Annotated in this window: 13 protein-coding genes; 9 read left to right on the top strand and 4 right to left on the bottom strand. The window is 46.7% G+C overall.

Annotated elements, in window-relative coordinates:
• Positions 1-61 precede the first annotated feature (61 nt).
• From RBK99_RS04245 to RBK99_RS04215, 7 genes are read left to right on the top strand one after another with little or no spacing between them, the layout of a single operon-like run.
• The gene (locus tag RBK99_RS04245; RefSeq protein WP_317503402.1) at positions 62-2,335 is read left to right on the top strand and encodes an LPS-assembly protein LptD; all 2,274 of its coding nucleotides are present in this window, start codon (positions 62-64) and stop codon (positions 2,333-2,335) included.
• Positions 2,336-2,346: 11 nt separating this feature from the next.
• On the top strand, positions 2,347-3,645 hold the full coding sequence (surA, locus tag RBK99_RS04240) for a peptidylprolyl isomerase SurA (protein WP_317503401.1): 1,299 nt from the start codon (positions 2,347-2,349) through the stop codon (positions 3,643-3,645).
• The gene (gene pdxA, locus RBK99_RS04235) at positions 3,642-4,634 is read left to right on the top strand and encodes a 4-hydroxythreonine-4-phosphate dehydrogenase PdxA (RefSeq protein ID WP_317503400.1); all 993 of its coding nucleotides are present in this window, start codon (positions 3,642-3,644) and stop codon (positions 4,632-4,634) included. Before surA ends, pdxA begins: the two co-directional genes overlap by 4 nt.
• Positions 4,627-5,460 carry a 16S rRNA (adenine(1518)-N(6)/adenine(1519)-N(6))-dimethyltransferase RsmA gene (gene rsmA, locus RBK99_RS04230; protein ID WP_317503399.1) on the top strand — a complete coding sequence of 278 codons (834 nt, stop codon included), beginning with the start codon at positions 4,627-4,629 and terminating at the stop codon, positions 5,458-5,460. The genes pdxA and rsmA overlap by 8 nt, the downstream gene beginning before the upstream one ends.
• A complete protein-coding gene (apaG, locus tag RBK99_RS04225; protein ID WP_317503398.1) occupies positions 5,447-5,821 on the top strand; it encodes a Co2+/Mg2+ efflux protein ApaG in 375 nt (124 codons plus the stop codon). The genes rsmA and apaG overlap by 14 nt, the downstream gene beginning before the upstream one ends.
• A gap of 2 nt (positions 5,822-5,823) precedes the next feature.
• Positions 5,824-6,642, top strand: a complete 819-nt coding sequence (locus tag RBK99_RS04220) for a symmetrical bis(5'-nucleosyl)-tetraphosphatase (RefSeq protein ID WP_317503397.1) — start codon at positions 5,824-5,826, stop codon at positions 6,640-6,642.
• A 30-nt stretch (positions 6,643-6,672) separates the two neighbouring features.
• Positions 6,673-8,673 (top strand): methyl-accepting chemotaxis protein, encoded by a 2,001-nt coding sequence (locus tag RBK99_RS04215; RefSeq protein ID WP_317503396.1) that lies wholly within the window; start codon positions 6,673-6,675, stop codon positions 8,671-8,673.
• Positions 8,674-8,734: 61 nt separating this feature from the next.
• Here RBK99_RS04215 and tyrS read toward each other — a convergent pair whose 3' ends face one another.
• Positions 8,735-9,940 carry a tyrosine--tRNA ligase gene (gene tyrS / locus RBK99_RS04210; protein ID WP_317503395.1) on the bottom strand — a complete coding sequence of 402 codons (1,206 nt, stop codon included), beginning with the start codon at positions 9,938-9,940 and terminating at the stop codon, positions 8,735-8,737.
• Positions 9,941-10,152: 212 nt separating this feature from the next.
• On the opposite strand from tyrS, the gene RBK99_RS04205 reads away from it, so the two are divergent.
• Positions 10,153-11,469 carry an OapA family protein gene (locus tag RBK99_RS04205; protein WP_317503394.1) on the top strand — a complete coding sequence of 439 codons (1,317 nt, stop codon included), beginning with the start codon at positions 10,153-10,155 and terminating at the stop codon, positions 11,467-11,469.
• Positions 11,469-12,575, top strand: coding sequence for an anhydro-N-acetylmuramic acid kinase (locus tag RBK99_RS04200; RefSeq protein ID WP_317503697.1), 1,107 nt, complete (start codon positions 11,469-11,471; stop codon positions 12,573-12,575). The genes RBK99_RS04205 and RBK99_RS04200 overlap by 1 nt, the downstream gene beginning before the upstream one ends.
• 5 nt (positions 12,576-12,580) lie before the next feature.
• On the opposite strand, the gene pepQ is transcribed toward RBK99_RS04200, so the two are convergent.
• The 3 genes from pepQ to RBK99_RS04185 form a co-directional block, all read right to left on the bottom strand.
• The gene (pepQ, locus tag RBK99_RS04195; RefSeq protein WP_317503393.1) at positions 12,581-13,897 is read right to left on the bottom strand and encodes a Xaa-Pro dipeptidase; all 1,317 of its coding nucleotides are present in this window, start codon (positions 13,895-13,897) and stop codon (positions 12,581-12,583) included.
• Positions 13,898-13,981: 84 nt separating this feature from the next.
• Positions 13,982-14,332: an iron-sulfur cluster insertion protein ErpA gene (gene erpA / locus RBK99_RS04190; protein ID WP_126782256.1), complete on the bottom strand. Its 351-nt coding sequence runs from the start codon at positions 14,330-14,332 to the stop codon at positions 13,982-13,984.
• Positions 14,333-14,388: 56 nt separating this feature from the next.
• On the bottom strand, positions 14,389-15,135 hold the full coding sequence (locus RBK99_RS04185; RefSeq protein ID WP_317503392.1) for a DUF6776 family protein: 747 nt from the start codon (positions 15,133-15,135) through the stop codon (positions 14,389-14,391).
• Between the last annotated feature and the right edge of the window lie 24 nt (positions 15,136-15,159).

The following is a 15,159-nucleotide window of genomic DNA, read 5'->3' as shown; positions in this document are numbered from 1 at the left end:
TTATACTCACGCGCTGGGCAACAGAAAAAATGCTTTTAATAATCAAAAACGGAAAATTCAATTGCTGCTAAGGTTTATTACTCCGCTGATGCTACTGTCATTTACCGGCAATGCGCTAGCGGTTTTACAAAATCAAGACGTACAATACGGCAAAACTTGCGCGGTTACTCCGTCCTCTAAGGATGTAATCGACCCAGTGCAGCTGCAGCAAACTGACGCCGGTACTATTGGCGTTGAATCGCGTAGCGCTGAAATTCTTTCCGATGAAAAAGCATATTTTACCGGCAACGTTATTATTCAGCGCAACGGTCAATGGCTTTCAACGGCAAAAGCGACAATTGACCAACAACGCGGCGAAATTATCGCATCCAATGGCATTATCTTTAATGACGGAGAGTTGACCGTTACCGGTGACTCGCTCTATCTTGATCTTGAGCAGGACGCTGCAGAACTCTATAACAGCAATTACCGTTTAAGAAATTATAACGCACGAGGCCACGCCCAACTGTTGTTACTGTCACGTCAGAAAATGTTGCTAAAAGATTCCAGCTTTACCACTTGCCCGGGCGATTCACCCGCATGGCAACTGCGAGCTGAACGTATAGAAATAAACGAGACCAGTGACTACGGTGAAGCGTGGCATGCCCGTTTCGAACTGTTTGATGTACCCGTTCTTTATCTGCCTTACTTTAATTTTCCGCTAAGTGATGATCGCAAAACTGGCTTGCTTTTCCCTACGTTTGACTCCTCTTCAAACAGCGGTTTTGAGGTTGAAGTGCCGTACTATTTTAATATTGCCCCCAATATGGACGCGACCATATCACCAATTTACATGTCAGAGCGCGGCACTATGTTACAAGGCGAATACCGCTACTTATTCCAGCAAAGCGGCGGACAAGTTAACATCTCGTATCTGAACAGCGACGATACCCGAACCGATGAGAAGAAACGCTATCTGTGGCATGTTCAGCATTCAGCGCAGCTTACCCGGGATTTAAGTTTTTACCTTAATGCGACAGAAATCAGTGACGACAATTATCTAAATGACTTTGGTAGTGATTTTGCCGGACGGGCCGACACCCACCTATACCGCGTTGCGCAACTTGATTATGCACATAAAAATTGGGCGGCACAGCTGCGTACAGAAGACTACGAATTGATTGGAGACTATCGCAGCCCTTTTCGCACTCTTCCCCAGCTGAGCGTTGACTACAGCTCCAATGACTTTGAAGGCTTCAGTGCCAGTCTTTATAACGAGCTGACGCACTTTGAAAACCAAAATCAGTCACAAGAGTATGCAACGCGTGCGCACATAGAGCCAAGCATTCAGTACCGTTACGAAAAGCCCGCTTTTGACGCTGAAGCTGAGCTATCTTATCTCTACACTCACTATTGGCAAGAAAGCCCCGACAGCGCTATCAAAGAAGAGGTCACCCGTGCGTTACCCCGCGCACGAATTCGCGCGCGCTTGCACATGGAACGCCCGGTAGAAATCAATGACACTCAATACCGTCAAACGCTGTCACCGCAAATTCAATACCTCTATGTGCCTTACGAAAACCAACAAAATATCGGTATTTACGATACGTCGCTTTTACAGGACGATTATCATGGCCTATTCCGCAGCCGTCGTTTTTCCGGACTCGACCGTATTGCTGAAGCAAACCAGGTGACTTATGGCGTCAGCAGTAGTTTTTTTACCCAAAACGAACGCGAAGTCTTCCGTGCCAGCATTGGTCAGATTTACAATATCAATAACAGCAGAACGGAATTATTTGCCGGTAATGGCGAAATCGAAACCTCCAGCAACAGTGAATGGGTCGCCGACATCAACTGGGCGGTAGATAAAAACTGGTCTTTGCGCAGTTCTATTCAATACGACACGGAACTTAACACCACCCGTAAGAGTCAGACCGCGATAGAGTTCCGTAAAGATGAATCAAACCTGGTACAGGTCAGTCATCGCACAGCAACCAACATATTGAACAACGATATTGAACAAGTTGGAACGCAGACAGTTTGGGTTGCCAGTTCACGCTGGCAAGTAGCGGCAAATGTCTTTTATGATCTCACACATGATCGCTTAAATGATGCTATGGTGGGCGTCCAATACAGTAGTTGTTGCTGGGCCTTACGGGTAAGCGCTTACCGGCGCATCAACCGCGACCTCGAACCGGCAGTAAGAGGTAATCAGACGAATGGGGATACCCAGTTTGATAATGGCATTAGCATACAATTTATTATCAGTGGCTTAGCCTCCGATAACAGTGGTTTAATTAACATGCTTGAGAAAAGTACGTACGGCTATCGCCGTCCTTTTTATCTCAGTAACTAGTGGTAGGTATAATGAAAAAAATTGCAATGTTTTGCTCAGCAGCGGCGCTGATTGCATCGTCTTTTTTACTCAATAGCACAGTTCAGGCTCAACAGATTTTAGATCGTGTTGTGGTGGTTGTGGACGATGGTGTTGTATTACAGAGTCAAATTGAGCAGCTGATTAAACAAGTCAAAAGTGGCCAGAACTTTAACACCTCCAATGCACCATCCGATGAAGTGTTGGAAACCCAAGCTATCGAGCGCCTTGTATTACAAGAAATTCAGCTGCAAATGGCTGAACGCATGGGTATACAGGTCGATGACAGTCAATTGGAGCAAGCCATTAGCAGCGTTGCGGAGAACCAGAATATGACCACCGCTGAACTCCGCGAAAAAATCGTTAACAGTGGCATGAGCTGGGCAGCTTACCGCGAGAACATACGCAACGAGGTAATAATACAACAGGTTCAAAGAGCCGCGGTACAGCAACGAGTCTCTATTACTCCTCAGGAAGTGAATAATCTGGTTACTTTAATTAATGATAATCAAGAGGTGCAGACAGAGTACCACCTGGCGCAGATCCTCATTGGGGTAAATTCCGATGCGCCACAAGCTGAGCTCGAGAAAGCAAAAGAGCGAGCCAATGTTGTCCTAGAGCTTCTTGAAAGTGGCAATGACTTTTCTGATTTAGCCGTACGTTCATCATCGGGTTCAGCCGCACTTGATGGCGGAGACATGGGCTGGATGACTATCAACAGTATGCCAACGCTTTTCGCTGAAGCGGTTGACGGAAAATCAGTTGGCGATATCGTTGGCCCGATTCGCAGCGGTATTGGTTTTCATATTTTAAAAGTAAAAGACAAACGCGGTGAGCAAATCGTCGAAGTTCAGGAAGTAGAAGCGCGTCACATTTTAATAAAACCCTCCGTTATCCTTTCGGACAACAAAGCGAAAGCAATGCTGAGTCAGTACCGCGAACAAATTATGAGCGGTGAAAAGACCTTTGCCGAATTAGCTCGTGAGCATTCCGCTGATCCGGGTTCCGCTTCACGCGGTGGTGATTTAGGCTGGGCACGCCCAGACAAGTACGCACCAGAATTTGAACAAAAAGTTGAAACGCTGGAGACGGATACTATCAGCGAGCCATTCCGCACACAGTTCGGATGGCATATTGTTGAAGTAACTGATCGCAGAATACAAGACGCGACGAAAGAAAATAAACAAGAGCGAGCCTACCAAATGCTGTTTAGTCGCAAATTCCGAGAGGAGCTGGATAACTGGCAGCAGGAAATTCGCGATCAGGCGTATATACGAAGAGTCGCTGAGTGAGCATACCAACTCTCGTTTTCACGCCCGGGGAGCCAGCTGGCATAGGCCCGGACCTGATAATAAAAATTGCACAGCAGCCTTGGTCGGCTGCTGTCGTTGTCTGTGCCGACAAGAATTTACTGACAAAGCGGGCAGAGCAATTGGGGCTTCCTATTACCCTTCACCGCTACAAGAAGGGTGAAACTCTGCCTCAACATCAGCCCGGTCATCTGTGGGTAGAGCATATTCCTGTTTGTGAAGACGTGACTGTCGGTGAGCTTTGCGTGGCCAACGGTCATTATGTCGTTGACTGCTTAAAACGAGCTTCTGATGGTAACCTTGCCGGTGAGTTTGATGCTATCGTCACGGGCCCGGTGCATAAAGGAGTGATTAACCAGGCCGGAGTCGCTTTCTCAGGGCATACCGAATTTTTAGCACATGAAGCCAACTGCAATGATGTCGTCATGATGCTGGCGACCGAAGGGTTGCGCGTGGCTCTGGTCACCACTCATATCCCGCTGGCTTATGTCGCAAAGGCAATTACCAAAGAACGTCTGACAAATATTCTCTCTATCTTACACAACGATCTCACTAAGAAGTTCGGTGAATCATCACCTAAAATTTTAGTCTGCGGCCTTAATCCGCATGCAGGCGAGTCGGGACATTTAGGAAGAGAGGAAATTGAGACGATAACCCCGGTAATTGAGCACTTAAAAACACAAGGCATGAACCTTCACGGCCCCTACCCTGCCGATACCATTTTTCAGCCGAAATACCTGGAAGATGCCAGTGCAGTGGTTGCTATGTATCACGACCAGGGCCTTCCGGTGTTAAAATACAAAGGGTTTGGACAAGCGGTTAACATTACGCTTGGGTTACCTTATATTCGAACCTCCGTGGATCACGGCACAGCACTCGAGCTGGCCGGAACAGGAAAGATAAACGACGGTAGCTGCCAACTGGCAATGCAAACCGCAATTGATATGGCAAGAGCAGCGTATTATGAATAAACACCAAGGCGGGAGCAAAACCCATCTCGGCCACAGAGCACGTAAGCGGTTTGGTCAAAACTTCCTGAATGACGATTATATTATTGAGAAAATTGTCGACGCTATTAATCCGCTACCCGGCGAAAACCTTATCGAGATTGGACCGGGACTCGCTGCATTAACAGAGCCAACGGCTGACCGTAGTGGCCACCTGAAAGTGATTGAAATTGACCGGGACCTGGTTGAGCGGCTTCAACATCATCCCTTTTTAAGTCAAAAGCTGGAAGTTATCCAGGCGGATGCTTTACGCATTGATTTCCGACAGTTTGCCGAAGAAAGCCCGGCACGCGTCTTTGGTAATTTGCCCTATAACATTTCTACCCCACTCATTTTTCATTTACTCAAGTTTGCCAGCCACATAAAAGATATGCACTTTATGTTGCAAAAAGAGGTTGTGGATCGCCTGGCGGCAGCGCCCGGCTCAAAAAGTTATGGACGAATAAGTGTCGGAGTCCAGCAAGCGTGTAAAGTCACTCCGGTCGTCTCTGTGCCACCGTCAGCTTTTACACCACCACCAAAGGTCGAGTCATCCGTTGTTCGTTTGGAACCTTACACTGACAGTCCTCATCCAGTTAAAGACAAAGCACAACTGCACAGCTTGTGTTTGACAGCATTTAATCAACGTCGTAAAACAATAAGAAACAACCTTAAGCAACTGGTTCCTGCAGAACAGTTAGAAGCGCTTGGTATTAATCCAGGAGCGAGGCCTGAGACCTTATCGGTTGATGATTATTGCAGAATATCCGACTGGCTTACCGAACAAACGGAAAACAATGACACTCAGTAATATAAAAATTGATGTTAAGACGCAATATTTAGCGGCCCAATCGAGCCCGGACGTTGGCCAATATGTGTTTTCTTACACGATTACCATAACCAATCACTCCAGCCAATTAGTGCAATTACAGGCTCGCGAGTGGCGTATTACCGATGCCGATAATAAAATTACCCGAGTAGCGGGTGACGGTGTGGTTGGTCAGCAGCCTAAACTTAAGGCTGGCGAGTCGTTCAGCTATACCAGTGGAACCGTGTTAGCGACACCCATAGGTACCATGGAAGGCCACTACCTGATGATTGATGAACAGGGATCACAATTTAAGGCGCCGATTCCTTCTTTTCGCCTGGCCATTCCTAATATCATTCATTAATTATGAGTCATTATATTGTTGGTGATATCCAGGGCTGCTTCCGTGAACTAGAGGCCTTGCTTACTCAGGTCAGTTTTAACCCTACTGAAGACTCTCTTTGGTGTGTTGGTGATATTGTTGCGCGAGGCCCTGACTCTCGCGATGCTCTTCGTTTTTTTTATCAAAACAGTCACTCTGTCCATACGGTATTAGGTAATCACGACTTAAATTTGATGGCGGTGCTACTCGGTTTCCGCCAGCCCAATCCAAAAGATAAACTCGATGCCTTACTGGCAGACAAACACCGTTTTGAATGGCTTGACTGGCTGCGCCAGCAACCATTAATGCAGGAGCTGGAAGGTTTTAATACCGTATTAGCCCATGCAGGAATTTATCCCTGGTGGACACTGAGTGAAGCAGGCCAACACGCAAAAGAGGTTGAAGCCGTTCTTGTTAGCAGCCAGTTTGAAAGCTTTATGCAGCAACTATTTGGCGATACTCCTAAAAAATGGCGCTCAAGTCTGCAAGGATTCGACCGATACCGTTTTATAGTGAATGCGTTTACCAGAATGCGTTACTGTCGTTCGGATGGTGAATTGGATTTCTCCCAAAAAGATAATCCGTATCAAGGTTCACCGCAGGATTCGTATAAACCGTGGTTTACCTTTTGGCCTGAATCCGGCAATCGAGTACTATTTGGTCACTGGGCTGCATTAATGGGTGAGACCCGGCGTCAGGATATCATTGGTTTAGATACTGGCTGTGTTTGGGGCCAGCACATGACGTTGTATAACGTTGAAAGTAAAACATTCTTTCATCAACCGGCTTTAACCGGAAAATGATAATAATCATGCAGTGCTGAGGAAAGTTTCATGAAAATTACTGTTGCTATGCGAGTCATTGGTGGGTTTGCCATCATTACATTGCTGTTACTCATCATTAGCTTAAGCTCGTTGTTTAATATCAACAGCATAGGCTCATCGGTTGATAATCTAAACGACCAGGCGGTTCCCGCACTGAATGAAGTTGCTGCCGTCAAAGTAGATATTCTAGAACTTGGTAACGTGCAGTTAGAAACTTTCTATGACGAAACCCTAGCCCAGGTTGAAGATCACAGAGAAGAATTCCAGGATTCTCGTAGCTCGCTATTTGACTCCTTAAAAGAGTTGCAACGTTTGATCAATGGGTCTGGTCACAGCGAGTTAATTAATTCGATAGAAAAAGACTCACAAAACTATGTCGCTTTAATCGACAGTCTGTTTAACCAGCAGACTGGCTACCTGGAATTGCAGGCGCTGACTGGACGACAGTTAGATGAAATTGCATTCAATATCGATGATGCAGCCATTATGTTATTAGACATTATGGACATGTCTGAAAACGCCGTCATTTCGCGCGAAGCAAGCAATATTGAATCATCATTGTCGAGCCTTATTACGTTAATGTACGACTTAAATAAGGCCGATCAATTAGACAAAGCGCAAATCATTAAAAGTGAAATCGATATTAGTCTTGATAGTATTCGTCCCCGTTTGGAAGTTTTGAGTAACGAAGCCACAGGCAACATGGAAACTGCGGTAAATGACGTTGTCACGACGGTTCGTAACGCACTTGATAAACTGGAAGGCACGGGATCGTATCCAAATAATGTCATCAACCGCCAACAGCTTCGCTTAGACGCTGAAGCCTCCCTGAAACAGTCACAAGTTCAGTTGGCCAAGGTAATGGCCGACGCCGATAAATTGCAGAGCGCTGTACGGGGAATTGCCGAGGACACTCGCGTATCGGTTTCCGACTCTATTTCAACGAGCAGCTGGCTGAACAGTATTATCACCATTATTTCTATTGCACTGGCAGTGCTCATCTCCTGGTATACCGTCCGCAGCATTAGCAATCCGTTATCTCGTGTTAACCATATGCTGAATATTATGGCCGATGGTAACCTGACAGAACGTGTTGATTACGACGCTCAGGATGAATTTGGCGAATTGGCTTCAAACACCAATAAGTTGACCGGCAACTTGCGCAAACTAATTGAAGGAATAGCTAATCGCGCGACTCAGCTAGCGACGGCGGCAGAACAGTCCTCTAATGTTTCAGACGAAACCACTAACGCCATTGACGAGCAACGCCGTCAAATAGAACAAGTGGCTACCGCGACTCAGGAAATGAATAACACCGCCAGTGAAATGGCCGATGGTGCCGATCAAGCGTTACGCGAAATTCAGCACTCTGATGATGAAGCCAAACGAGTAAGAGAAATTTCAGACAAGAACCGCACCACCATTGAAGGGTTGGCCCGCGAAATTAAGGGCGCATCTGAAGTTATCGATCAGTTATCTGAAAACAGTAAAAATATTGGCGGCATTCTGGACGTTATTCGTGGCATTGCCGATCAGACCAACTTACTGGCTCTGAACGCTGCTATCGAAGCCGCTCGCGCGGGTGAACAAGGCCGAGGCTTTGCTGTTGTAGCCGATGAAGTCAGAACCTTGGCGAGCCGCACCCAAGAATCGACTGAAGAAATTCAGGACATGATTGAAAGTCTTCAAAACGACTCTCAGAGAGCCGTTAGCGTCATGAATAAAGGCCGTGAGCAAGCAGAGCTCAGCGTACAACAATCTGACGAAGCCGCTCAAGCCCTGCAGTCGATTACCGAGTCAGTCCACCAAGCGTCTGATAGCAGTAATCACATTGCCAACGCAGCGAAAGAACAAAGCAGTACTGCGCATGACATCAGCGAACGCCTTGAATCTATCGTTTCAATTGCCGAGCAGACCGCTTCCGGCTCGAAACAAACCGCTCAGGCCTCTACTGAAGTCGCGAAGCTGGCAGACGAACTCCAGGACTCCATCAAGAGCTTTAGAGTTTAGAGAGAAGGAAACAAAAAAGGCGCCAACTGGCGCCTTTTTTATTGTCTAAACCACACACCGGCTAAGCAATTAAATTTAGCTTAGCAAAGCGGCGTTTGCCCACCTGGTAAACACCAGAATCTTTTTCTGTGCAAACATAGCGGGAGTCACTGAATTTCTCGCCATCTAATTTAACCGCATTTTGCTTTATCATCCGCAAGGCTTCGGAAGTTGACTGCACTAATCCGGCTTCCTTTAGGACATTACCGATAGCCATACCTTCAACGCCTACATTAACGGTCTTTTCCGGAATATCATCGGGTAAGGCATTTTTTTGAAAACGCTGAATAAAATCTTGCTCCGCTTTTTCGGCATCATCTTCTGAGTGGAATCGTGCGATGATTTCCTTGGCCAAAAGAACCTTCACGTCGCGAGGATTCTGACCATCGGCTACAGCGGCTTTCAGCTCATCAATTTCAGTAATAGACCTGAAGCTCAATAACTGGAAGTAGCGCCACATCAGTTCATCTGAGACCGACATGATTTTACCGAACATATCGTTGGCGCTTTCAGTAATACCTATGTAGTTGTTGAGCGACTTCGACATCTTTTGCACACCGTCTAAGCCTTCAAGCAGCGGCGTCATAATAACGGTTTGCGGCCGCTGCCCTTCTTCCTTTTGCAGCTCACGTCCCATGAGTAAGTTAAAACGCTGGTCCGTGCCCCCCAGTTCAACGTCGGCTTTTAATTCAACCGAGTCCCACCCTTGTACTAACGGATACAAAAATTCGTGGATCGCGATGGACTGATTGCTCTGGTAACGCTTTTTAAAGTCATCGCGTTCCAACATGCGTGCCACCGTTTGACGAGCAGCCAGTTTGATCATATCGGCCGCGCTCATTTTCGACATCCATTCGGAATTAAAACGAATCTCGGTTTTAGAGGGGTCGAGAATTTTGAAAACTTGTTCCTTATAAGTTTCTGCATTCGCAATGACCTGCTCGCGGGTCAACGGCTTTCTCGTGACATTCTTTCCGGTCGGGTCGCCAATCATGCCAGTGAAGTCTCCTATCAGAAACACCACTTTATGACCAAAATCCTGGAACACGCGCAGTTTATTAATCAAAACAGTGTGTCCTAAATGCAGATCCGGCGCAGTTGGATCAAAGCCTGCTTTAACTATCAGCGGCTTACCACTCGCTAACTTCTCAGCCAGTTCCTGCTCGAGTAAAACGTCTTCGGCACCGCGAGTAATCTCGGCAATAGCTTCCGCCACTTCGGTTTTCATCCTTTTCTCCAACTGTAGAAACTCATAAACCAATCATTTTACGCCATTCTTAACACTGTTTTAAGCGCGATAGGCTGGTATTCTTCATTTTTTCGTATTATCCTCGAAAGCATAAGGTTATTCTGTGGTTGTAAACAGTTGCGGTAAACCACTTGTATAGTGGTAAGTGTTTACTGGATAATCACAATAAAGAAAGTGAAGTGCGCTAAAATATGACATTAAAATTTGTCACCCAAATTCAGCGGATGTTTTTACAACTTCCGCATTTTCATAAAATTCTGGTCAGTGTGATCAGCGTTGCTCTTTTGCTATTACTGATCATACCGTCAGAGCCAGCAACTGCCTCCAAGAACACGACGCCGGCAGAACAGCTCATGCCGGGTAAACGCTACCAGCTGGAGCTAGCCTTCGAGCAGGCAGGTTCAGATAAAAACACTGAGCGTGCAAACCTGACCTGGCAGACCTATCAGATCAAATCCGGTGATAGCTTGGCCAAAGTGTTTAATAAAGTTGGCTACAGTGCTCAACAGCTGTATCAAGTAACGGAATCCGGCGAAGACGCGAAATACTTGCGCCAGGTATACCCGGGCGATTTACTTCGTTTTGCAACAGACGATACCGACCAACTGGTTCAGTTGGTCTATCAGTTAAATGATACCGAAACTCTTATCATTACCCGCCAGAACGATAGCTTTGTTGCTGAAATAGAAACCAAAGACGTTGAGGTTCGGACCGAATTCACCCATGCCGTCATTGATTCCAGCTTCTGGAACGCGGGTATAGACTCGGGTCTGACGGATAACCAAATTATGCGTATCGCGAATATTTTTGGCTGGGACATCGACTTTGCTCTGGATCTACGTAAAAACGATGAGTTCAGCGTGCTTTACGAAACGCACTATGTCGATGGCGAGTTTGTTGGTTATGGGAAGATTCTTGCAGCCGAATTCGTCAATCGCGACGAACGTTTTCAAGCCATACTGCATGATAATGGCCAGTATTACACCCCTAACGGCCGTGCGATGCGGAAGACTTTCCTGCGTTCACCAGTAAACTTTACCTATATCAGTTCAAGCTTCAATCCCCGTCGTTTACACCCGGTGACGGGTCGCGTGCGACCTCATAATGGAATTGATTACGCAGCTGCTACTGGCACGCCAGTGATGTCATCTGGTGACGGTAAAGTTATTTCAGCCAGTTATAATTCGCTCAATGGTAATTATGTCTTTATTCAGCATGGCGAACGCTACGTGACTAAATATCTCCATCTCAGTCGCAAGCACGTCAGAACCGGCGATCGCGTAAAACAAGGTCAGGTTATTGGCCGCGTAGGCGCAACGGGCCGTGTTACCGGAGCACATTTACACTATGAATTCCTAGTCAATGGCGCCCATCGCAACCCGCGTACCGTTGAGTTACCGAAGGCTCAATCATTAAGTGAGTCAGAACTGCCTTCTTTTCGTCAGCATGCCGATCAGGTCATGGCGATACTTAACGATAACAAGCGCGTTTACCTGGCGATGAGATGATGCCTGAACGTTTTATAGGACTGATGTCGGGCACCAGTATGGATGCTGTTGATGCCGCATTAGTCCAAATAGACGCACAAGGTTTGACACTCGAGGCTCACTACTCCTTACCCATACCGAACTCGCTTCGCAGCCGCCTATTGAACATCAGCCACAGTGACACTTGGTCAGCCGATGAACTCGCAAATTTGGATATAGCCTTTTCTGAGCACTCAGCTGAGGCAGTGAATAAACTTCTTTCTAAAGCAAATATTCACTCGGACAAAATTATTGCAATAGCCAGCCATGGGCAAACGGTACGCCATAAGCCTAACTTAGTACCCTCATACACTTGCCAAATTGGCGATCCCACCCGCTTAGCGCTGACTACCGGCATTGATGTTATCTATGACTTTCGCCGTAAAGATATTGCCGCAGGAGGCCAGGGAGCACCTTTAGTTCCAGCTTTTCACCAACAAGTGTTTGGCAATAAAGAACAGAGTATTGCGGTGGTTAATTTGGGTGGCATAGCGAATGTTACTTGGTTAGGCTCTGAAGGACAGGTACAGGGCTTTGACACCGGACCGGCTAATACTTTACTGGATCAATGGGTCCAATATCACCACCCCAATAAAGGCTTCGATGAAAACGCCCAGTTCGCACTTTCTGGGAAGACACAGCCGAGCCTGCTGGCACAACTCTTGGAACACCCTTTCTTCTCACGGCGTGCGCCTAAAAGCACCGGCCGCGAGGACTTCAACCTGAACTGGCTTAAGCGCCAGTTGGCTGAACAAAGCATAGCGCCTGAAGACGTCCAGCACACGCTCACTGAACTTAGCGCTATCAGTATTAAAAACGCCCTAATGACGCTTCCGCAAAAACCAGCGGCTGTCTACTTTTGTGGCGGCGGAACAAAAAACCCACTACTCATGTCATTATTAGCCCAGCTTCTGGCGCCGGCCGAATGCGATACCACCGCCCGTTTAGGCGTTGACCCGCAATGGGTTGAAGCCATGGCGTTTGCCTGGCTAGGCTGGTGTTACGAACACAAAAAACCGGGCAATCAGCCTGCCGTAACAGGCGCCAGTCGCCCGGTGATATTAGGCGCTAAAGTACTGCACCAATAAAGGTTTTATTCAGCGCCAAGCTCTTTAAAAGCATCACGCGTTAGGTTTTCATTGCCATCGGCGCCAACCACAATGCTGTCTTCAATGCGCACACCACCATATGGACGAAGTTCGTCAACTTTATCCCAGTTAATGTCGGCACTGTCTTTGTGTTCTTCCAATAACTGATCAACAACATACAGCCCTGGTTCAATGGTAAATACCTGGCCTACTTCGACATCACGCAACAAGCGCAAGAACGGATGGCGATCGCTACGCTCGTAGCTGTTACCTTTATCATCTTTCAGAAAACCACCCACATCGTGCACTTGCAAACCAATGAAATGGCCCAGCCCATGAGGCATAAAGGCGCTCGTGTAGCCTTTCTCATAAATGCTTTGCGCATCGCCTTTGATGAAGTCAAAATCACTGAGAATTTGCGCCACTTTGAGATGCATTGATACGTGTAAATCGTAATAACTAACGCCCGGTTTAATTTCTCTTAATAACTCCTGCTGGGCTTTATCCATCGCTTCTACTAAATCAGCGTAGAAACCTTCTTCGTAAGCATACGAACGAGTTATATCGGCACAATAACCACGATAACGTGCGCCAGCATCAATTAAGAAAGAGCGAAGTTGCTTTGGCGGAACTGTATCGTAAACATCGTAGTGCAAAATTGCTGAGTGGCTGTTCAGAGCGACGATGCTGTTGTAAGGAACCTGTGACTCACGAAAATCGATAGAGGAGAGATACGCGTGGTGTATTTCCAGTTCGCTTTTTCCGGCATAAAAGGCTTCTTTTGCGGCAACGTGAGCTTTTGTCGCTAAACGGTTTGCTTCGCGTAAGTTTTCGACTTCCCATTCGGTCTTCACTGCACGGTGAAAATGCAAATGATCAATCAATGCCTGCGGGTTGCGGGCTTTGACTTTCCAATTGCTGACGGGTTGTGCAAAGTCTTCACCAATAAACGCGGATTGCTCTAAGTCACTGCCTAAATCCTCGGTAAGCAGGCTTAAATCATCAATGATTTTTAAATCAACGTATTGCTGCCATTCTTCTTCGGGAACATCAACTGAGGCATGCCAAAAATCACGCGCCTGGAACAAATAGACCGTTGGCCGTTGGCTGCCTTTACGATAAAAAATGGCGCTTTTGGGGCTTTCTGTAACCGGTACCCAGTACTTAAACAGTGGGTTCACCCGGTACGGCGGCGCGTTATCATCAAGAAAATCAACTCGCGGCTGGCCTGAGTAAACCAATACGGATTCAAACTGGTTGTCTTCTAGCGCTTTATCAAAGCGATTACAAACTGTCTTGATGTGTTCTGCGTACGCACTCATAAAAAAACCTCACAAAAAATTGTGAGGTTATTCTAGCGGAAAACGCGCGGACTTTCAGCCGTTACCGCGGATTGGAAACTCGTGTTAAATCGAAAAGCTCGAGCCACAACCACAGGTTGTTGTTGCGTTCGGGTTATCAACAAAAAACCGAGACCCCTGGAGACCTTCTTCATAGCTGACCACACCGCCCATAAGATATTGCAGGCTCATCGGATCGACCAACAAGGTGACACCATCTTTTTCAATTTCCATGTCACCTGGGTTTTTCTTTTCATCAAAGGTAAAACCATATTGAAAGCCCGAACACCCGCCCCCGGTTACGTAAACGCGTAATTTCAAATTGGGGTTTTCTTCTTCAGCAATCAGCTTCCCTACTTTGCTCGCCGCTTGTTCGGTGAACTCAATTGGCATTGCCTGTTCTGCTGCACTGCTCATGATTTCTCTACCTTCGTTAAACTCTGTCGCTATTTTCTCTTACCTGAGTATTTTGGTCAAGTATCGCCGTCGCTGCGAACACTGGGAGCAGGATCACCCCGGCTAATTTCTTTCCAAAAGAATGCTCGCTCTAACGAACCACTGCCGCCTTCAGTTAGCCGGACGACGACTTCTATCCGCTCTGGAATAAGCCCTTCAGGCATAAAGAAGTCGCCCTCGTATAACGAGAAGTAACGCATTGAAAAACTGCGCTCTTCTTGCCCGACGTTCGCTAAGTCGAGTAAATCATAGCGCTTCTTTTTGCCGTTAATTTGGCCAACAAGCTCAACAGTCACATTTCCCTGAACAAAGTTACGGCGTTGCTCTATTTGCAGTAATGCTAAAGAAAAGTGGAAATGATTTTCTGAGCGGTTAGGCGTAATGGTCAGCGAATCAATAGTAACGCCGCCTTCCTGTAATTCTGGTGCCATTATTTTTTGATAAAATGCCAAGTCACGGCGCAAACCGTAATTATCATTCTGCAGCGCAGTCAGCTCATCCTGCAAACTTTGATTTGCTGACCGTTCAATGTCCAACTCAACTTGCAATACGTGACGCTGATACTCCATCTGGTCGAGTCGTTTATAGAGAATATCCAGTTGCTGAGACTGCTCAGCAACCTCTTCCTTCAACTCTTTGGCATGCCAGACACCGGCTAAATAAGCGATATAAACAACTGCGACAGTCATAAAGACCATTACCACAAACACAGGGAAAGCTCCCCAGCGCTTTTGCCAGTATTTCAGGTTAAAATAGGGCTTCATAACTTCCTGTTCATTTCCATTGAG

The organism is Idiomarina solivarensis (assembly GCF_033052755.1).
GTDB lineage: Bacteria > Pseudomonadota > Gammaproteobacteria > Enterobacterales > Alteromonadaceae > Idiomarina.
Note: the sequence above shows the minus strand (reverse complement) of the source record. Positions and strands in the feature narration are given on the sequence as shown.